The organism is Nocardia sp. NPDC050435 (assembly GCF_040655395.1).
Taxonomy (GTDB): Bacteria; Actinomycetota; Actinomycetes; order Mycobacteriales; family Mycobacteriaceae; genus Nocardia.
In genome coordinates this window covers 259,771-280,200 of the sequence record NZ_JBFAJW010000011.1, presented here as the reverse complement: position 1 = coordinate 280,200, position 20,430 = coordinate 259,771, and the positions used below count along the sequence as shown (strand labels likewise).

Genomic DNA, 20,430 nt, shown 5'->3' with positions numbered 1-20,430 from the left:
GTGTTCAGCCACACTGATACACGGTTCGACCGTTGCGCAAAAGTGCCCACCCTTTGGCCGCTATCCCCGCCAGCGGCCGGGCGCCGTGGTTGATCAAGAGGGTCAGTGGTCCACCGGTGACGACCTCGAGTTCGGGCTCCAGGTCGGGCGGATGCAGTCCGGCAAGCTCCGCGATCCGTCGGTAGAAACCGTGCCACGCAAGCTCCTCCAGGCGTCCGGGCCGGTCCAGCATCAGCTCGAACGGGGCAGCACAGACCATCACCTGTCCGGCTCCGACCTGGTTGAGCGTGCACGCCGCAGTGCCATCGGCGAACGTCGCGATCACCTCGGCCTTGCCCGGTTCGACGATGATCCGCCGCGGCCCCAGCCCGTCGACGGGTATCGGCCACACCTCACCGTTCCAGGTCAGTCCAGCCGCGGTCGGGGTGAGCAGACTGAAGTCGCACGGCCCAGCCCCAGCGAAGTCCTCATCCGGCCAACCGTGCACATGGTCTGCCACCGAGAGGTATACGGTCGCGCCACGCTCGGCGAGGCGCTCGAGCACGGCTCGGTCGGCAAGAGTGAGCCGGGTCACCGACGGCACGATTACCAGCCGGTAATCGCGACCCGGGCTCCGGCCGGTGAAGACCTCGTACGGAATGTGCGCGCGCTGCATCAGCATGTGCGCATAAAAAGCGCCGACGTTCACGCCCTCGACGTCGAGATACGACGTGGACCGCTGCCGGGCCAACTCCGGTATGTACAGGCCCGTGTCCGCGGTATCCGGCCGGAAGTCCGCGAGCGCTGACGCGTCCCGCAGCGCGGCCAGTCGCGGCTTGTGGACGCCGGCCACATCGATCAATCCCACGCGGCGCTCCCCCGGCCGCAAGTGATACGGCTCGGCCACCGAGCTGATGTCCTGCCAGCACCAGGCGATCACTCCCTCCGCTCCCGCCCCGAGGGCCGAGGCGACCGCGGCCCGCAGATATCCAGTGGCGACCTTTTCGCTCACGCCGTAGCTACCGATCTCGTCGAGCAACACCGGGCCGTAGGCGCGGGCATATCGGACCAGGAACCCCGGCAACTGGCTGGCTTTGTACGCGGCGGTGGACTCGATCGTCCCCGGTGACCACAACGGCCAGCCGTGCACGGCCAGCAGGTCGAGACCTTCATTCGTATCGGGGCCGAATACCGAGGTGCCCAGTACACCGGATACGTCATTGGCCTGCGTGACTCGGGTAGACGGCAGGATCTGAACGATTGCCTGCGCGAGGCGGCGCTGCCAGCTGGTCACATCCGCTGCCCGCAATGAGGCCACCTCTGCGGGATCGACATTCGCGATCTCATCGCCGAGATCGATGGCGTACACGTTGTCCAGTTCGGCGAGGGCGCCGGCGACGGCCTGGACGTACTGCTCGCCCCGGATCAGCATGGTCGGATCGCGCCAGAGACTGCGGCCGAGTCGCCAAGGCAGATCGAGGCGCTGGCCGTTCATCCATATCGTGCACGCCGAGAGAACACACATCAGGTCGTGGGTACCGGCGATGCGAACAAACTCCCGCACGCGGGCGAGCACCGTATCGTCATAGCTGCCCTCGATCGGTTCGACATCGCGCCAGAAGACGAACACTCGGACGACGTGCAGCCCTGCCTCGGCGATGCGCCGGAGATCACGGTCGATCACGCCTGCGTCCCAGTCCTGCCAGATCCGGCATCCGGCGGTGCTCGGGTGGTAGACGACGCCGATCACGACACCGAGTCCAAGGCAACCGAGACCTGCTCCGCCACATACTCCACGTCGGCGAGTGACATCCGCGCGTGCAGCGGAAGCGACATGAGCCGGTGGGTGATCGCGTCGGTGACGGAGAGCGTTGTATCGCCGCGGTAGAAGGACAGACGATGCGTCGGCGGGTAGTGCACCGAAGTCTGAATCCGGGCCTGCTGCAACGTTTCACGGAATCCGTCGCGGTCGATCCCGGACGGCAGGACGACAGTGAACAAGTGATGCCCACAGTCGATGTCGGTCCGCCGGGCAAACGGCAGTATCAGGCCGGGCACCGATGTCAGCAGCTCACGATAACGGGCCACCAAGGCGGCCCGCACAATCCGGTCCGCTGGCAGCTTCGCCAGCTGGGCACGGCCGATCGCCGAGGTAATGTCGCTGGGGCGGTAGTTGAAGCCCAACGCTGTCACGTCGTAGGTCAGGGCGCCCAGGCGATCTCGCTGCAGAGTCGACGTCGTCATGGCGTGTGACCTGGCCGCCCGGCTTCGGGCGGCGACATCCGGATCGGACGCGACCACCATGCCGCCCTCCCCGGTGGTCAGATTCTTCGTGGCATAGAAGCTGAAACACCCGATGTCGGCAAGACCGCCGAGCATCCCTTCCTGATGCCGGACGAGTGGTGCGTGGGCTGCGTCCTCGATCAGCAACAGGCCATGGCGAGCGGCCACGCCCTTCAGCGCGGTCATATCGGCGGCGTAGCCCCCGTAGTGCATCACCACGATCGCCCTGGTGTGCTTGGTGATCCGTGCGGCGACATCGACCGGATCGACGGTGAGGTCGTCCGGCGCGATGACGTCGGCGAACACCGGCGTGGCTCCCACGGCGACGGTCATCGCCGCAGCCGCCACGAACGACAGTGCAGGCATGATCACCTCATCGCCCGGACCGACGCCCAACGCCAGCAGCGCGAGATGTAGAGCGGCGGTACCGTTGTTGACGGCGACGGCGTCGGGCTTGCCCATCGCCTCGGCGAACTCCTGCTCGAACGCGCCGGTGACCGAGCCTACCGACAGCCACCGACTGGTCAGAACATCGGTCACAGCGGCGATTTCCTCCGCGCCAACGGTCGTGTCCGACAGGCAGACCCGCCACTGTTCGTTATCCACGCGTTCGCTCCTCATCAGGCAATTTGCTCCGGTCGATCTTGCCCATTCCATTGCGTGGCAATCGGTCCAGCACATGCACCCGATGAGGAACCTCGTAGGCGGCCAAGCGTGTCCGGCAGTAGGCCAGCAGTGCGGGCACGTCACCGCGCGCCAGCACCACCGCGGCCGTGACCTCCTCACCACCCAGGGCGACCGTGCCGTATACCGCCGAGTCGACGACGTCCGGGTGCTCACCGATGATCCGCGCCACCCGGACCGGGTTGACCTTGCGACCACCGACGTTGATGAACGTGTCCTTGCGGCTCACCAGGTATAGGTGACCCTCCTGGTCGAGACGGGCGATATCACCTGTCCGGTAGCCGAACTCGTCCAGCGGCGCCGCGCGGTAACCGTGGTAGCCGCGAAACATCGTGCCGGTCCAGGCGAACAGTTCACCGTCCGAGGACAATTCGAGCCGCACACCGGGCGCGGGTGCGCCGACACAACCGTCGGGCCACGGTTCGACGCTCGGGTACTGGCAGGCGATCAGGCCGGTCTCGGTACTCCCGTAGGCTTGCAGCACCGCCGTACCCAACCGAGCACTCGCGGCCCGCGCCACCTCTGCTGGCAGCGGTCCACCGGACGACAGCGCGGTTCGGACTTCACCACACCAGGCGGGTGTGGTTCGGTTCAGCAATTCGTACACGAGGGGTGTGCCCAGCACGAGCGTCGCGCCCCGCTCGATCGCCTCGCGGGCCCCGCGTGGGCTGAACCCGTTGAACGTGACCAGTGTCCCTCCGGACATCACCGCGGTGAGCAAGCCGGCGACCATTCCGAACGAGTGCGCGGCGGGTACGGCAGCGAGAATCCGGTCGCTCTGCGTCACCGAGTAGATCCGCTCGTACAGTCGCGAGCCTGTGAGCAGGTTCCCGAGTGTCTGAATAGCCAGTCTCGGCTCGCCGGTCGATCCGGAAGTCGACTGCAGTATCACGGGATCCACACCATCGACCGTGTTCGTGGCACTGTACGGCGGAACTCTGCCCGGCTCCGTGAGATCCACAGCGGATACGACCTCGTATCCGGCGGGCGCGCGACGACTGCCCGGCATGACCAGATGTCGAGCACCCGTGGTGTGGAAGACCGACCGTGGGTCTGCCAGATGCGCACTGTCCGCCTCGGCCACCACCAGCGTGACTCCCGCACAGCTCAGTCCGAGCAGCGCCGCCAACGCAGGCGCGCTGTTGTCCAGCGCGAACAGGACAGTGCCGGACAGTCCTACTGCCCTGCGCCGGGCTGCGTCGGCCATTTCCGCGAACTGTATCCACGAGATGATTTCCCATCGCCCGTCGTGGAAGCCCTCGATCGCCGCGCGTTCACCGAAGCGGGACGCGTTGCGAGACAAGAGATCCTCGAGCGCGGCGGCGGACATCAGCGCACCACCTCTGATACGAGCAGATCGCGGACCCGACGGCCCGGATCACCGGTGGCCGACCGGAGGATCTCGACATACCGCGTGATCATCGATTCGACCGTGGAGTCCCGGAACAACGCTCTGGCGTACCCCACCGTGCCGTGGATCATCGGTTCGGCGTTCCACAGGTGAACAGCGATCGGGGTGCGGGTCTCCCCCCGGTCGAGGTTTATCGGCCGCACCCGGGCACCAGCCAATTCGAATGTGCGCATCGGTGGCTGCATCCCAAACATCGCCGCGTACATCGGCTTCGAAACGAAATCCCGGTCCGGTTCGACCCAGTTGAGGTACATGTCCAGCGAGTACTCCTCATACGCAACCGCATTCGCCAGCTCGGCTCGTACCACGCGCAGCAGATCGCGGAACGGTTTCTGGTCGTCCACTGTGGTCACGGTCGGCACCATGCTGGCGAAACACCCGATCAGCTGGTGCGTCTCAGGCCGGTTTCGCCCGGCCACCGGCGTGCCGATGCTCACCACGGCCTCATCCGTCTGTTCGCGCAGCAGTACAACGAAAGCGGCAAACAAGACCATATACACCGAGGCCTGCTCGCGCTGAGCTAGCTCACGCACCGCCGTGGACAGATCGGCGGTCAGGTTCAGTTCCAGCAGACCACCTCGCAGGTCCTTCTTCTCGCCACGGGGGAAGTCGGTCGGCAGCAAGGTCGCGACATGCTGAGACATCTTGTCTTCCCAGTAACGGGCGTGCGCGAGCGCTTCAGGGCTGTCCATCCACCGCCACTGCCACTCTGAGAAGTCCTTGTACTGTACGGACATTGACTCGGGCCGGTGATGTCGCGCATCGATCAAGGCCTCGTAGTACTGGCTGATCTCTTGCATGGCTATCGCCAGCGACCATCCGTCGGCGACCGCGTGGTGCACGATCAGGGCCAGCATGGACTGGTCGGGCCCCAACTGATAGAGCACGGGACGCAGCAGCGGGCCTGCGCTGAGATCGAACGGCTTCGCCGCCGCCTCGTTGGCCAGTGCTCGCGCCCTCGCCAGAGCCTTTTGCGGGTCGAGGGTGGACAGGTCGGTCACGGTGAGCTCCGTCAACGGTTCGGGATGCACGTGCTGCCAGACCGTGTCGTTGTCGTCCACCGACAGTGTGGTGCGCAGGATCTCGTGCCGACGAGTGAGTGCCGCGACGGCTTCGCGGAGCGCACCTGCGTCGAGAGCGGCAGCCACGGTACCCGCGAAGGTGATGTTCGAGCTGGTCGTCCCCGTCGAGCGCTGATGGAGGTTCCAGAGTTCCTTCTGCTGGATCGACCCGCGGGTGGCGCTCCCGGCCGGGTGTCGGGTGATATCTTGCGGGGACGTCACGCGCCTACCGGTTCGCCACTGCTCCAGCAGCGCGCGCTTCACCGGGGACAGCTCCGGCATAAGTATCTCCTCCCCTGTCATCGTCGCCCTCCTGCGAGCTTCAGCGCATCGGCGAGCTGATCGCTGATGGCGTGCCAGACCTGTTCGGCGGGTTCGGCGGCGCGCATCGCGCCGGTCGGCGGCGGTGAGTCGTCGAACAGATCCGCCAGTGGGACTTCGGCGAGCAACGGCAGAAAAGGCTCGAACCACAGCGCGTCCGATGAGACCGCGGCAACCCACTGGTCTGCTGGCACTACCTCGAGCCATAGGCCCCGATCCCGCAACATCTCCCAGGCTGCTGTCCACTCGAGCGCCGGCTCGGCAAGAATGTCCACCACGGACTCCGGACGTTCGGCCAGCACATTGCCTACGACCGTCCGCGCCAGATGCTCGACGGAGACCACGGCCACGCAACCGGATAGCTCGGGCGCACGACCGAGCCTCAGACACTCCCGGAGAAAGCTCTCCAGTAGTCCGGCCCGCTCCGGGGTTCCGGACAACCTGCCGAGGACGAACCCTGGACGGTACAGACTGGTCCGCGTTCCCGTGGCCGACAGGCGCCGGACCACTTCCTCCGCGGCCGCCTTGGTCTGGTTGTAGCCTCCGCGCAGCCGTTCGCCGGGCACCGGAACAGCCGACTGGGTAGACAAGTGGTGCAGGGTCTTCGCCTTGGCCGTGGCAGCAAAGTCAGCCAGCGTCACCACGCCCTGCACGTTCACCGAGGCGAGCTTTTCGTACGGGTAGACGAAGTTGACCCAGGCCGCCGCGTTCACCACCGCGTCCGCGTGCAGCACTTCGTTCATATGCTCAGGACTCAACCCGGCTTTCGGGACAGTCAGGTCAGCCGGGTACACGGTAAGCCTGGGATCGTCGAGCAGACCTGGATCGGCTCCGTGCCGTAGAAAGGCGTCGCGGAGCCGCTCACGGCCCCGTTCGGGCCGGACGAGACAAATGATTTTCGCAACCGGCGCCGCCAACAGGCACGCGAGGATTCCGGCACCGAGCGTGCCCGTCCCACCGGCCAGCACAATTCGCCCCGACCACGGGGTGGACGCCGGGGGCGCTGGAAAGGTCACGTCCAGCTGTGCCGGCGCTTCGGTCCGCTCGGGATCGACGGCATCGAGCGACTGACACAAGCCTCGGAGAGAGGGACGGCGGACAAGGTCAGCAACCGCGACGCGCCCACCCAACGCGGTACCGACTCGCCAGACCATGCGGGCCGCCTGGATCGATGACCCGCCCAGGGCGAAGAAGTCGTCCGCAGGTCCGATGTGCGGTACACCGAGCACATCCCGCCAGATCGCGGCCACCAACGCTTCGGTCGGGGTCAGCGGCGTCGTAAGCTGCACCGTGCCCGCCGCACCGGCCAGCTCGACCAGGGCGCGACGATCGACCTTGCCGTTGCGGGTCAATGGCAGGCGGTCCACCACCCGCCAGATCGACGGGACCGCGATAGCGGGCAGGTTCTCCCGCGCGTACTTCATCACTTCGGCCACCTCGGAGGTGCCGGTCACGAAGGCGGCGAGCTGCCGCCGTTCCGGCGCGGCGTCGGTGACCGCCACGGCGGCGGCGCGCACCGAAGGGTGCTGGCGCAGTACGGCTTCCACCTCACCTGGATTGACCCGGACACCGCGCACCTTGGTCTCTTCGTCGAGCCGCCCCAGCAGGCAAAGTTCTCCGGTACGGCCCCAGATCGCCCGGTCGCCAGACCGATACCAGCCTGGCCTCGTGAACCCCTGCCGGCGCACCGGTGCACCGTTCTCGTCCAGATAGCCCGACGCGAGACCGGCGCCGCCGAGCCACAGCTCGCCGGGAAGACCGGGCGGTACGACGCGACCACGCCGGTCACGCACTGATACCAGGGTGCCTGCCAACGGTGTACCGATCGGCACACCGCCACGCGATGGCAATCTTTGGGCATCGATCCGATACCACGTCGAGTCGATGGTGGCCTCGCTGGTGCCGTACGTGCAGTAGAGCTCCGCGTCCGGTGGCAGGACCTCCAGCAAGGCCAAGGCTTCATCGACCGACCAGGCGTCCGAGCCGACCATCATGCGGCGCAACGGCAGTCGGTCCACGCTGTCCAGGAGCAGCCGCACCACCGCAGGCACGAACTCGCCCGTGTCGACGCCGTGGCGGTCGATGAGATCCAGCAGCCGGACCGGGTCCAGGATCTCCTCCCGTCGGGCCAGCACCAGTGTGCCGCCGAAGCCGAATGCACGGGTGAGGTCACCGACGAAGACGTCGAACGAGAAGGGAGCAAGCTGCAGATGGCGGCCGGGCCGGGCCGGGAGGTCCAACTCGTGCCCCCACGCCGCCACGACCGTCGCCAAGGCCGTGTGGGAAACGCTGACCCCACGCGGATCGCCCGACGAGCCCGAAGTGAGGACGACGTACGCCTCATCGGGTCGCGTGACCGGATCCGGCAGGGTTATCAGCCACCCAGCCGGGCCGGGCCGCGCCTCACCCGGCAGGTTCGCGAGCAGATCACGACTGGTAACGAGAATCGCCGCCGGTCGCGCCACAGCGAGGACCCGGGTGATCCGGCCAACCGGCAGATCGTCGGCCATTGCCACAAAGCTCGCGCCCAGCCGCGCGACCGCGACCACCGCGACGATGAACTCACCCGTGCGTTCTCCGTACAGTGCCACCCGGTCGCCGACACGGACTCCGGCCGCACGCAACGACTCCGCCACCTCGGCGGACCGCCGGTCGAGATCTTCGTAGGTAATCTCGCCGGTAGCGTCGATTACCGCAGTCGCGGCGGGCCGTTCAGCCATCCACCGCTCGATCCGGTCTGCCAGTGCCGGGTGCTGGGTTCGTTGCGACGAGCCTGCCCGTTGGGCCAGCCACTCACGTTCGGCGACCGTTGCCAGCCCCAGATCCGCCAGAACTAGCGCGGGAGACATGACCATCTGCCGCAACACATGCAGCAGCAGACCAGCGATCCGCCGCACGGTCGTGGGCAGGAAAAGATCGGCGGGGTACTCGACGGCGAGGGTGCGGCCGCCACCCTGCTGGACCACCTCGACACCGAGACCGAACTTGTAACCACCGTTGTGGATGTATTGGTACCTGAGTTCGGCCTGCCCGAGCCAGGGCAGCCGATCGGGCACAGTCTGGCTCGAGAACTCACACTGGCACAGCGGGTTCAACCCTGGTACACGCAGGGGCCGGATCTGCTCGACCACTTCACCGAACGACGCACCGGAGTCGGCCCAGGCCTGCCTGAGTTCTTGCGCGCTGTGCGCGACGAGGGCAGCCACCGTGTCATGCGCGCCGGGGCGCAGCCACATGGGCACGCTGTGGACCAGGTAACCGACGGTCCGCTGCTGGTCGGGCGTGCGACGGAGCGAGACCGGGATGCTCACAAGGATGTCGTCCGAGCCGGTCAGCACCTCGAGCACCGCCGAGTAGGCGGCGAGCACAACCGCATTCGTGGTCGTGGCGAGACCACGTGCCATGGCCTCGAGCGCGTCGTTAACGTGAGTAGGCAGCGGTGTGAGCAGTACACGCCCGTTGGTCGCATCCGGATGCGGTGTACCCAAGTCGTACGGCAGGTTCACGACATCCGGCGCCGGGGCGATCCGCTCGGCAATACGCTGGGCGGCGCCGTCATCGGATCCGGGTTCGGTGAACTGAACGACCGGCGCGAGATCCGGCTCACCGTTATAGGAGGCGGCCAGTTCCTCAAGGATGATCCACAGTGAAGCGCCGTCACAGACCATGTGATGCACTACCAGCACCATCAGGTGCTGATCGGGGGCCACTCGGTAAAGCCGGGCCCGCAGCAGTGGACCGTCGAAGGGTTGCGAGCTGAGCTTCTCGGCCGCGGCACAGGCTTCCGCAGCCGAACCCACCGGCGTCACCGGACAGGTGAGCCGCAGCTCGCCGAGCACGGTGGGCACCGGCTCGCCGTTGTGCACCGTGATCGCCGTACGCAGTGCCGCATGCCGCGCGACGACGGCGTTCACCGCATCGACCAGGGCATCGGTATCCAGCGGCCCATCCACCCAGACAGCAAACGGCACGTGGTAGGCCGGGTCCGCCGGATTCTGCTGCGCCAGCAGCCACAGGTCACGCTGAGCCGCGGTGAGCCGCCCGGGCGTCACAGCGTCGCCTCGACCAATTCGGCCAGACCCTCGATGGTCGGATTGGATAGAAAAGCCCTCAGCTCCAGCACGGTACCGGTGTCCCGCATGACCTCGGCCAGCATCCGGTTGGCGGCCAGCGAGTCACCGCCCGCGGTGAAGAAGTCCACGCCCGGCCCGACCGTCTCGTCGTCGAGCACCATGCCCCAGACAGCGTGGATGCGACGCTGCAGCTCGGATTCCAGGACCGCGCCGACCGGCTGCGGGCGCAGGTCCGCCTCCGCGATGGCACGGCGGCGGTCGAGCTTGCCGTTGGCGCTCATAGCGAGTTCCGCGGCAACAGTCACTCGCGACGGCACCATGTATGCGGGCAGACGCTCTCGAAGTTCGTCGCGAATACGCTCACCACAGAGCCCGGGACCGGCTACCACCGCCAGCAACCGTGGCCCAGCCGGACGGGCTTGTGCCCACACCACGGCTTCCCGCACTCCGTCGACCGCGCGCAGCGCGGCCTCAACCTGATCCATCTCGACCCGGCAGCCCCGGATCTTGACCTGCCGATCTCGCCTGCCCGCGAAGTGCAGCTCGCCGTCGGATGCGAGCCACCCGAGATCACCCATGCGATAGGCCGTCTCCCCCGCCACCGCCGAGTAGCCGTTTTCGCTCACCTCGGACAGGTAGCCGAGCCCGACGGAGGCACCGGTCACCACCAGTTCGCCGATCACACCGGGCGGCGCGGGCTCACCATCGGTGGTCAGTACCCGAACCTCTGTACCGGCGATCGGACGACCCAGCGGGACATTCGGCGAATTGCAGTCCGTGACGTCCGCGAAGGTCGCGTCCCCCGCGACCTCCGCGCTGCCGTAGAGGTTGACCAACCGGCAATCGGGCAGCGCGGTGCGCACCCGATCGAGCAGGTCTGCCTCAAGCTCCTCTCCGCTGAACTTACACATCCGCAGCGACGCCAGCGCGGACAAGTCGGCGTTGGTGTCCAGCACCGTGCGCATCAGCGATGGCGTGACCAGCAACCGCGTGACGCGATGGCGGGCGAGTATGTCCAGCAGCGTAGGCATGTCCCAGGTAGCCGGTTCCGGCACGACAACCACCGGCACGCCGTCGAGTAATGGCACGACGGTCTCGGCGATGGCATCCACGAATCCCAGTGGCGTGCGGATCGCGACGACGTCGTCCGGAGTGCCGGGCCAGGTCTGGCGTTCCCAGGCACACCGATTGCGCAGAGCGCGATGCGATCCGACTGTCACCTTCGGCACACCGGTGCTGCCGGACGTCCCCACCAGCCAGGCCGGATCCGCCGGAGCGCGAGTCACCCGCGGGACCTGGCGAGCCGGGGCGGCCACGATATCGTCGGCGCTGATCCCGCCTGGTCCGATGATCACCACGGGGTCGCAAGCACCGATGAGCCGCTCCTGATGTTCGGCCGGATGCCGGGTGTCCAGCATCAGCAGGACCGCACCGACCGTCCAGACGCCGAACATGGCGGCGATGGACACAGCAGACCTCGGCAGCCGGACCGCGACGATATCTCCTGGCCGCACGGCTGCCGCGAGCAGCGCGCCTGCCACCTGATCACGCAATCGACCCAGTTCAGCGAAACTGACTCGGTCGGTGCCGAGATGGACAGCGGTGTCCGCCGAGGTGCACACGGCGTCGAAAGCCGTGACGACACACTGGTCGAGAACATCCTCGCTGGACGATCCGGACTCGGTGATCCGGACGGCCTCGGCAGGGCTGACGCGGACTGCCTGCCGGACCGCGATGCCGCCGTCGACCGCGACGAGCCCGGCCAGGTGGGTGAAGAATTCCGCGATATCCACAGTCGTCGGCATGTCGAGAATGTCTGTGGCGTACTCCCAGAGCAACTCGACGCCGCCGTCCTCGTGCGGGGTGGCCTCGAGCATCAGATCGAATTTCGCGGTGCCCGTCGAAATGCGTTGCGCCCGAACCGCACAACACGGCAACGCCAGCTCACCCTCGCCGAGATCCTGGAGGACGAGCACGACGTCGACGAGCGGTGCGTGCGCCGGATCCGGAGCCTCGCGAACGAGGGTGGCGAGCTGTTCCAAAGGAACGTCTTGGTGACTCAGGACATAACGCCATTCATCGCGCAGGCCTGCGACAACCTCCGCGACGGTGTCCTCGGGCGACGCGGTCACCCGTACCGGCACTGTGCCAGCGAAGAAACCTACCGTCTCATGATCCCGTGCGTGCATTCGTGCGGCCGCTACGGTGCCGATCAAGGCGTCCCACTGTCCGGTGCGCCGAACGAGACTCACATGCAACAGCGCCAGCAACACCAGGAACAGCGATGAGTCGGTGCGATTGGCTAGTTCCGTCAATCCGGTCACGATGTCCGGGGAAAGGCGTTGCGACACAACGTCTCCCCGCAAGGATCGGCTCGGCGGCCGACGGCCGGTCACGGCAAGCTCGAGACGGTCAGGCAACGGGGTCAACCGTCGCGCCCAGTCCTGAGCAACCGCTGCTGCGGTGGAACGCTGCCGACGGGCGAATTCCCGGTAACTCCCGGCGTTCCCGGTGAGCCCGCCGACATAACCGGCCGCGAGGTCCCGGAAGATCAGTCGCATCGACCAGCCGTCGACCGCCAAGTGGTGCACGACGATCAGGAGTAGGTATCCGTCCGCCCCGACCTGATACGTCCTGACTCGCAGCAGCCTACCCTCTGCTACGGCCAGCGGCTCCCTGGCCGCGCTAGTAGCGGACTGCGTGGCCTGCGTCCAATCGCCCACCGTCTCGTGGACGATGTCCGGAGCGATCGAACCGACGGCCGCGACCGGAATATCCTCCTCGTAGCGGGTTCGTAAGGCGGGATGCCTTGCCACGACCGCACGGACGGCTCGGTCCAATGCCGCGAGATCCAGGTCTGCGGTGATCCGGAAGGCGTTCACCACGTGATAGGCCGGGCTCTCCGGGTGGTATCGCCACCCCAGCCAGAGCATCTCCTCGCCGTGCGAAAGAGTGCCGGCGGCCACCGAGGTCCCCACTATCCGATCGCTCGCCGCCGTGGCAGTCTCTTCGGCCAGCAACCCGGCGAGCGTGCGGGTGGAAGCACCGTCCAGCAACGCCTCCAAGAGCACTTCCTCGGTGCCCGGAGAGGTCGCGAGCAGCCCGGCCGCTTTCACCGCACGCAGCGAGTCACCGCCGAGCGCACGAAACCCGTCGTCCGGGCCGACCCGTTCACGGCCGAGCACGTCGGCGACAACCCGGCCGACCGCAGCGAGACGCTCCTCGTCCATCTCCGGCATCCCGCGGCCTCCTAAAGTCCCCGGTGGCTGAGCTCGTGCGCGGACACCTGGGTCATCACTTCCCGTTCGGCGCCGTACGGGTCGAGACGCACCTCGCAGGTGCGGTCGATGATCATCGTCGGCCGGTCGCCGACGCGGTACGCGGGCCAGTCCGGCAGGCCGTCATGGTTGGGGTCGCCGGTTCGAGCGAAGGCGAGCAGGGCCTTGCTCATCCGCCGGGCCAGGGGGTAGCGCTCCGGTGCGTCCCCGGTGATCGGCGCGGTGTCGACGTTGTTGAACCAGAAAGGGGAATCGAGGATATGGGTTGAGCCGTACTTCCCGCCCTCCACCGGGCTCTCCCAGCAGAAGAGATAGCAGTACACCGGATTCGAACCATGCCGCACATGGCCATCGGCGATCCGCAGGGTGGAGATCCGGGTCGAATCGGACCAGATGGCGAGCATGACCTCACCCGGAGTGGCGCCCGGCCGGCGACTCCAAAAGGTGTCGAGCACCGTTTCGCCATAGTCACCCATCATTGTCTGCGCGATCCGGCGCACCTGCTGCTCGTCCAGGTCCGCCGCCATGTCCGCGGCCAACAGCGTGAACTCGTCCTTGGCGCTGCCGAGCAACAACGGCACATCCATCGCCTCGCCGCGAACCGCGATCTGCAACGGACTATCGGTCAAGTGCAAACCGTCGATCACCGGGCCGAACCGAAAGGATCCGCCGAAGGTGAACTCCCCCATCCGCGCACTCGCGGCCAGCTGGGCACGCACTAATCTGCCGACCCTGATCTCACGCAGCGGTGCTAGATTGTCGCCACGGCTGAACCCGAGCTCCTTGATAATCGCCTCGGCGACCGTGGTCGCCTGTTCGGGCTGGACACCGGACGACCCGCCCACACTGATCGTGAACGCCTTGTGGAACATGCCACGCGCCTCAGGCATGGCCATCAAGCCGGTCACCACACCGGCGCCCGCCGAGTCGCCGACCACAGTGACATTGCCGGGATCGCCGCCGAACGCGGCGATATTGTCCCTGACCCAGCCCAGCGCCGCGAGAACATCGAGCAGGCCGACGTTGCCGGAGTGCGCGAACTCGGGCCCGCCGAGCTCGGCGAGGTAGAGGAAGCCCAGCACACCGAGGCGGTAGGTCAGGCTGACCACCACCGCGTCACCGTCACGGGCGAGCCGCCCACCGTCGTACATGGGCCAGGACGACCAGCCGAATTGGAACGCGCCCGCGTGCAGGTGCACGATCACCGGACGGTTCGCCACGCCATCCAGTCCCCCACTCCACACGTTGACGGTGAGCATTTCTTCGCTCTGTGGATGCTGGAGCGGCGCGTCGAACAGTGCGGCCAGGATCGGCGCGTCACCGGGGCGTAGCGCCGTCGGGAATTGCGGGCTGGCCGGGCCGAATTCGGTCGCGTCCCGTATGCCGGTCCATGCCGGTGCCAGTCGCGGTGGAGCGAACCGGGCGTCACCCGCGGTCGAGTCGCCGTAGGGGATGCCTTTGAACACGTACACGCCATCGACGACGGCGCCCCGCACCCGGCCGTTCGTGGTGGCCACCACGGTCGTCATTCGCTGACCTCCATGTCTCGTTCGACGGACACAGGCCACGACGAACGGGTCGTCGGCTTTCACCGTGTCCTTCGGCATGATCGCGGCCGGTCGTGAAAGACGGCCCGCGTCAGATTCCCAGTCGCATCAACGATGATCAAGAGCCACCGGTGCCCACATCGGGTGACGAGCGACGTCGCACATAGTTGTCCGCGCATGACATTTCGTGCAGCAGACCCATACACCGGGTGTGCCTGTTGCGCCTAAGTTAATCCGAGTGTGCAACTGCGCAGTTCGAGCAGTTGCACACCGTGTCGGCCGAGATCCATTGTCCTGCATGCACTTCCGCTAGGATCGCGATGGTGCAACCGACAACGCGCCCCCTCGTCAGCGGAACCCCGGCAAGCCCCGGCACAGCAACCGGACGAGCACGCGTCTACCGCGGCGGCCCCGCGGAGGTGGAGCTGACCGCCGGCGACATCCTGGTTACGGTGATCACCGACCCGCTGAGCTTCGCCGACATGATCGAGCACGCGGCCGCACTGGTGACCGATCGTGGCGGGCTGGCGTCTCATCCGGCGATCCTTGCCAGGGAGCTTGGAATCCCCTGTGTCGTGGGCACACAGATCGGTACCGAGGTGATCAGGGATGGCATGCGCATCGTGGTGGACGGCGCCACCGGCGCGGTTCACGCCGTCGACTGAATCCCCGCGACCTACCGGTCAGGCGAGTGCCGGTCACGAGGAAATTTTGTCAGTTGCCGACTTCACCGAAGCGCTGCTCCAGGTACATTCCGGTGGTGACCGGTTCGTAGCCATCCGCCGCGGGTCCCCCGATCGGCTCGATCAGCACGTCATAGCTGGTGGCGTAGAAGAACGCGACCGAGTACCGGTCCCGGTCGCGCGGGCTGAGCACCCGGTGCGGGGTGGCCGGCAGCAAACCGTTGGTCCATCGGGCGAGCATCTCCCCCACGTTGAGCACGAACGCACCAGGTACCGGTCGGACGTCGACCCAGCCGCTGGCCGGGTCATGTACCTGGAGTCCGCCCACACTGTCCTGTGCCAGTACTGTCACGACTTCGTAGTCGCTGTGCCGCCCGACACTCAACGAGCCCTCGGGCAGCTGCGGCTGCCGTGGATAGTGCAGCAGCCGCAACAAGGCATGGGGCTCATGGGATCGGATCGCGAAGAAGTCCGGGGGCTGGTCCAGAGCGACGGCGACGGCGCTCAGCACACTGTCCGAAAGTGCTCTGACCGCAGCCATATAGCGCTCCACGGTGGACCGGAATCCAGGCAGGTCTGGCCACAGGTTCGGCGTCGACCGCAACGTCCATCCCGGCCCCTCATACGTGTCCGGCAGCTCGAGACCGAGGTCGAACGTCTCGTAACGCGGACCTGGTCCCGGTGTCTCGTCGAGCCCGACATGACCGCGGCAGTGCCCGGCATGCCGGTTGTGCACTGCGTCGAGCCGACGGCCATCCAGCGCGAACAGACGCCGACCCGCAGCGAACACCGCAGCGCGGGTTGTCTCCGGCACGCCGTGCCCAGAGATGTGGGCAAACCCGGTGTCGCGGAACGCCTCCAGCAGCTGCCGCGCGACACTCTCGTTCCTGTTGATGCGCCACTCGGTGAGGTCGATCAGCGCGATCCTGTCTTGCCCAGAGGTCATGGCGCGAATTCTCGCAATACCCCGGCATGGCGGCAACCAAGGCTCCATGTCCGGTCAGTCATCCCGGCTCGGCGCCACCTACCCTGCGGCACAAGGATTTGCAGTGTCAGGTGGGCGGTAGCCGGGTCGCCACTGCGCTTGCCGCGTTGGCTTCGAGCAAACGGTCATTGGAGACCATGATCTGCGCCGAGTACAGGTCCCGCAGGATCCGCGAAATCGACAGCGGTCCGTCCTCCTGGTAGCCCGAGAAGCCACAAATCGACAACGCGTGCTGCGCGACTGTCACAGTGGCGGTCGAGGCCGCCAGCTTCAACGCGTTCAGCCTCGCGGCAAGCCATCCGTCAGGAGCTCGTTGCCCAGACCACACCTCGTCGAAACATGTGATCGCGTCGGCCAGTTGGGTCTCAAGACCGATCAAAAGCTGGTCCCCCCAAGCCATCCGGTGATCGAGAACCGCCGCATCCGACCGGCGAGCACGGGCATCGAGCGCCCGCGCTGCCCGGTCGAGCGCCTCGCCGGCCAGGCCGATCCACACGGCAGACCACAGAATCTGCGACAGGGGAACCAGGGTGTGAGCCTTTATCGTCGGGAAAGGATCGGTGAGGATCTGGTCCGGTTCGAACTCGGCCCGGATCAGGAAGGGCGGGCTGCAGGTCCCGCGCATGCCCATCGGATTCCAGATCCCGGTCCTGGCCAGCTCGATCTGATTCCTGCCCACCATGACCGCAGCAATATCCCGCTGATCCGCGGCGCGGTCACGCCGCGCGGTGATCAGAAAGGCGTCGGCCTGCTGCCCATAGGAGACCGTCATCGCGTCCTTCTCCAGCGTGCGCCCATTTTCGATGACGGCATGTGACCGGGATAGCTCGGCACCGAGACCTTTCTCACTGGTCACCGACGCGAGCAGCAGATTGCCTGACACCATCGTGGACACCAGGTCCGGGGGACCGCCATGCCGGAGCGCACAGGCCAGCATGATCTGGTGCATCGCCCAGATCATCGCGGTCGATCCGCAACCACGGGCCAACTCGATACCTACGCGGGCCAGCACGGGCAGGCCCAGTTCGAGTCCACCCTCCGCTTCGGGGGCCACCGCGGCCAGCAGCCCGGCATCCGCGAGTGCCGCCATCGCCGCCGCAGGAAACTCCGCATTGCGGTCGACCTCACTGGCATGTTCTGCCGCGATAGCGGCGACCCGCTGCGCGGCGGAGAGCGCGTCTTTACCGGACAACGTGAATCGCACGGACGACAGGGAATTCGTCATGGAGTCGTCGATCTCCCGATCTGAAACGTTTACCGAGAACAGGGGAAGGGTTGATCCACCGCAGTGTGCACGACCGCCGCCAGCACCGCCACGGTCATGCGAACACAGGCCGAATTCACCGCTCCGGGCGAATGAGCGCGCGGCGCAGAAAGGGGGCCATCGCACTTCGCTCGTGTCCGGCGATGTCCTCCGGCATACCCTGCGCGATGATCGTCCCACCGTCGGCACCGCTGCCGGGGCCAAGGTCGATGACCCAATCCGCCGAGGCGACAACATCCACATTGTGTTCGACCACGATCATGGTGTGCCCGGCGTCCACAAGCCGGTGCAGAAATTCAACCAGCACGACCACATCGACGGCATGCAGGCCACTGGTCGGCTCGTCGAGTATGTAGAGGGTGGGAGCATCTCGGTTGCTGCGGCAGAGCTCGCGACCGAGTTTGAGCCGCTGCGCCTCTCCTCCGCTGAGGGTTACCGCGCTCTGGCCCAGCCGCAGGTAGCCGAGCCCGATGTCGCCGAGCACCCGCAACACGTCCGCGATCTTCGGTTCCTCCGCGAACACCTCGGACGCAGTGACGATGTCGAGTTCGAGCACATCGGCGATGGAGTACCCGTTCCACTTCGCCGCGAGAACGTCGTCGTTGTATCGCCGCCCCGCGCACTGCGGGCACGGCACGACCACGTCCGGTAGGAAGTGAAGTTCCATGGTCTGCTCACCGCTGCCACGGCACGTCCAGCAGCGGCCCGCCTCGGAGTTGAACGAGAAATTCGCGGTGGACCACCGATTGCGCACCGCGAGCGGCACCCTGGCGAACAACTTGCGAATATCGTCGAAGATCCCAACATATGTCGCCGGAATCGACCGCGAATTGCGGCCCATCGGGTCCTGTGCAGCAGCGACGAGACGGCGGAACGACTCGATCCCGGTCAGCTCGGCGAACGGCCCGGCAGGTATGCGTCCCGTATCCACTGCCATCGTGGCGGCGCGCTGGAGCAGGCCGCTGACCAGCGAGCTCTTCCCACTGCCACTCGGCCCGGTAACGCAGGTCAGGAGCCCAAGCGGAAAACGGGCGGTCACGTTGCGAAGATTGTGCAGACGCGCGCCGGCGATCGTCAGATCCGCGCCGGGTTCCGGCCGCCGACGGGCGCGAGCGCGTCCGATCACCAGCTCGCCGCGCAGATACCGCGCGGTCGCGGAGTCGCCGGAGCGGATCAGCTCGTCCGGGGAGCCCGTGGCCACGATCCGACCGCCCAGTTCACCCGCTCCCGGACCGACATCGACAAGGTGGTCCGCAGCGCGCATCACTTCGGCGTCATGCTCGACGACGATGACGGTATTGCCCAGGTCACACAGCCGACGCAGACTTGTGGTCAATCGGCCGGTATCCGCGGGGTGCAGGCCGACCGAGGGTTCGTCCAGCACGTAGACGAGGTCGATCAGGGTGCTGCCGAGCTGCTTGGCGATGCGCAGCCGCTGCCCCTCACCGGCGGAGAGAGTAGGGACTGGGCGATCCAGGGCAAGATAGCCGAGGCCGACCTGCAGTACGTGGTCGATCTTGCGACACAGTTCCGCGTTGATCTCCTCGACCGCTGCGGCGACGATGGGCGGCAGGTCCAGCGAAAGGACCTCCTCCAGCCAGGCTGGCAACTCCTGTACAGGACGGCCCATGGCGCGGACGATGTTGTCGCCGTTGAGCAGCACCGCCAACGCATCGGGCGTCAGCCTACTGCCACCGCACCGGGTACAGGGCACCGCGGTCATGTACTGCTGATAGAACTCCTTGCGCTCCAAGGTCGAGGCCCCTCGGAACAACCGCTCGATATTCGGCGCCAGGCCGGTGTCGGTCCGGCCGGCCAGATACGACTCGACCTCCTCCGACAGTGCGTATTCGGTGCGGCCTCGCAACACAAGCTCGCGCAGTGCAGGTGAGAGGTCGCGCCAAACCGTGTTCACGGTCGATCCGAAAAGGCCGAGCAGCTGGGGTAGTTCCTGCATCGGCCAGTACGTCTTCTTCGGCTCGCGGCGCCGGTCGCCGTAGAAGGCCAGCGCGCCCGCCCGGATCGAGGCGTCCTCGTCGGAGACGAGTAACTCGTCGGACACCTCGAAGCGACTCCCAAGCCCTTCACATTCCTGGCACATACCTTCCGGCGAGTTCGGGCTGAAGAATTGCGAGGACGTCGCCCTCGCGACACGTCCGCAGTTCTCACAGGTCCAACCAGTGTCCAGATACCTGGCCGACTGCCCGGCACATTCCACCGCGACAACCGCATCAGGGGTACGCATGGCGTAGGCAAAACACTTCCGCAGCACGGCGATGAGCTCGGCCGCGGTCCGGCCCGCTGGTTGACTGGTCAGCTCCCGACGAACGATATCGCCGGTGCCCAGTGTCGATCTCTTGACCAGACTGAGTACCGCAGAACCAGCTCCGATGGCGTCGACCGCGACGGAAATCAACTCCTCTATGCTGCGCGGAGCCACCTCGGTGCCGCAGGTCAGGCACGAGTGCTCGCCGGCACGGGAGTACAGCAGCCTGATCAGATTGCCGATCTCGGTAATGCTGCCGACTGTCGAACGGGGGTTACGGCCGGGGATGTGCTGGCGGACCGCGATCGCCGCCCCCAGACCTGTGATCGCGGCGACCTTCGGTTTGGGGAGCTGAACAAAGCCACGCCGCTGGAACGGCGACAGGCTCTCCAGGTACTGCCGCTGTCCTTCGGCGAAGATTGTCTCGAAGGCAAGTGAGGACTTGCCGCTACCGGACGGACCGGTCACCACTGTGATCGCTCGGCGCGGGATCTCCAGCGTGACCGAACGAAGATTGTTCTCGCTGGCCTCCTGGACCAGGATCGGCCGGGACCAGTCCTGCGTTTGGATCATTCGGGGCACAGTAGCGAAGCCA

At 66.6% G+C, this 20,430-nt stretch carries 11 protein-coding genes; 1 reads left to right on the top strand and 10 read right to left on the bottom strand.

The features are described 5' to 3' along the window. Positions 1 to 4: 4 nt before the first annotated feature. The 7 genes from AB0I43_RS31325 to AB0I43_RS31295 are packed head-to-tail and all read right to left on the bottom strand — an operon-like array spanning position 5 to position 14,619. A complete protein-coding gene (locus tag AB0I43_RS31325) occupies positions 5 to 1,729 on the bottom strand; it encodes a beta-galactosidase (RefSeq protein ID WP_357433078.1) in 1,725 nt (574 codons plus the stop codon). Continuing rightward, entirely contained in the window at positions 1,726 to 2,868 is a 1,143-nt protein-coding gene (locus tag AB0I43_RS31320; RefSeq protein WP_357433077.1) for a DegT/DnrJ/EryC1/StrS family aminotransferase, read from the bottom strand. Before AB0I43_RS31320 ends, AB0I43_RS31325 begins: the two co-directional genes overlap by 4 nt. Continuing rightward, entirely contained in the window at positions 2,861 to 4,276 is a 1,416-nt protein-coding gene (locus tag AB0I43_RS31315) for a fatty acid--CoA ligase family protein (protein ID WP_357433076.1), read from the bottom strand. Before AB0I43_RS31315 ends, AB0I43_RS31320 begins: the two co-directional genes overlap by 8 nt. Beyond that, on the bottom strand, positions 4,276 to 5,700 hold the full coding sequence (locus AB0I43_RS31310) for a condensation domain-containing protein (RefSeq protein WP_357433075.1): 1,425 nt from the start codon (positions 5,698 to 5,700) through the stop codon (positions 4,276 to 4,278). Before AB0I43_RS31310 ends, AB0I43_RS31315 begins: the two co-directional genes overlap by 1 nt. 17 nt (positions 5,701 to 5,717) lie before the next feature. Further along, on the bottom strand, positions 5,718 to 9,791 hold the full coding sequence (locus tag AB0I43_RS31305) for an AMP-binding protein (protein WP_357433074.1): 4,074 nt from the start codon (positions 9,789 to 9,791) through the stop codon (positions 5,718 to 5,720). Beyond that, positions 9,788 to 13,051, bottom strand: coding sequence for an AMP-binding protein (locus tag AB0I43_RS31300; RefSeq protein WP_357433073.1), 3,264 nt, complete (start codon positions 13,049 to 13,051; stop codon positions 9,788 to 9,790). Before AB0I43_RS31300 ends, AB0I43_RS31305 begins: the two co-directional genes overlap by 4 nt. An 11-nt stretch (positions 13,052 to 13,062) precedes the next feature. Continuing rightward, positions 13,063 to 14,619 carry a carboxylesterase family protein gene (locus AB0I43_RS31295; protein WP_357433072.1) on the bottom strand — a complete coding sequence of 519 codons (1,557 nt, stop codon included), beginning with the start codon at positions 14,617 to 14,619 and terminating at the stop codon, positions 13,063 to 13,065. Between the two features lie 338 nt (positions 14,620 to 14,957). On the opposite strand from AB0I43_RS31295, the gene AB0I43_RS31290 reads away from it, so the two are divergent. Further along, positions 14,958 to 15,302, top strand: a complete 345-nt coding sequence (locus tag AB0I43_RS31290; RefSeq protein ID WP_357433071.1) for a PEP-utilizing enzyme — start codon at positions 14,958 to 14,960, stop codon at positions 15,300 to 15,302. 49 nt (positions 15,303 to 15,351) lie between these two features. On the opposite strand, the gene AB0I43_RS31285 is transcribed toward AB0I43_RS31290, so the two are convergent. The 3 genes from AB0I43_RS31285 to AB0I43_RS31275 form a co-directional block, all read right to left on the bottom strand. Continuing rightward, positions 15,352 to 16,266, bottom strand: a complete 915-nt coding sequence (locus tag AB0I43_RS31285) for a 2OG-Fe(II) oxygenase family protein (protein WP_357433070.1) — start codon at positions 16,264 to 16,266, stop codon at positions 15,352 to 15,354. A gap of 106 nt (positions 16,267 to 16,372) precedes the next feature. Next, the gene (locus AB0I43_RS31280; RefSeq protein ID WP_357433069.1) at positions 16,373 to 17,530 is read right to left on the bottom strand and encodes an acyl-CoA dehydrogenase family protein; all 1,158 of its coding nucleotides are present in this window, start codon (positions 17,528 to 17,530) and stop codon (positions 16,373 to 16,375) included. Between the two features lie 115 nt (positions 17,531 to 17,645). Then, complete coding sequence (locus AB0I43_RS31275; RefSeq protein ID WP_357433068.1) at positions 17,646 to 20,408, bottom strand: excinuclease ABC subunit UvrA; 2,763 nt, start codon at positions 20,406 to 20,408, stop codon at positions 17,646 to 17,648. Positions 20,409 to 20,430: the final 22 nt, after the last annotated feature.

Excerpts from the sequence above, each read along its gene's own strand:
- AB0I43_RS31315 (WP_357433076.1), bottom strand. The coding sequence starts at position 4,276 with ATGTCCGCCGCCGCGCTCGAGGATCTCTTGTCTCGCAACGCGTCCCGC.
- AB0I43_RS31310 (WP_357433075.1), bottom strand. The coding sequence starts at position 5,700 with ATGCCGGAGCTGTCCCCGGTGAAGCGCGCGCTGCTGGAGCAGTGGCGA.
- AB0I43_RS31300 (WP_357433073.1), bottom strand. The coding sequence starts at position 13,051 with ATGCCGGAGATGGACGAGGAGCGTCTCGCTGCGGTCGGCCGGGTTGTC.
- AB0I43_RS31295 (WP_357433072.1), bottom strand. The coding sequence starts at position 14,619 with ATGACGACCGTGGTGGCCACCACGAACGGCCGGGTGCGGGGCGCCGTC.
- AB0I43_RS31290 (WP_357433071.1), top strand. The coding sequence starts at position 14,958 with ATGGTGCAACCGACAACGCGCCCCCTCGTCAGCGGAACCCCGGCAAGC.
- AB0I43_RS31285 (WP_357433070.1), bottom strand. The coding sequence starts at position 16,266 with ATGACCTCTGGGCAAGACAGGATCGCGCTGATCGACCTCACCGAGTGG.
- AB0I43_RS31280 (WP_357433069.1), bottom strand. The coding sequence starts at position 17,530 with ATGACGAATTCCCTGTCGTCCGTGCGATTCACGTTGTCCGGTAAAGAC.
- AB0I43_RS31275 (WP_357433068.1), bottom strand. The coding sequence starts at position 20,408 with ATGATCCAAACGCAGGACTGGTCCCGGCCGATCCTGGTCCAGGAGGCC.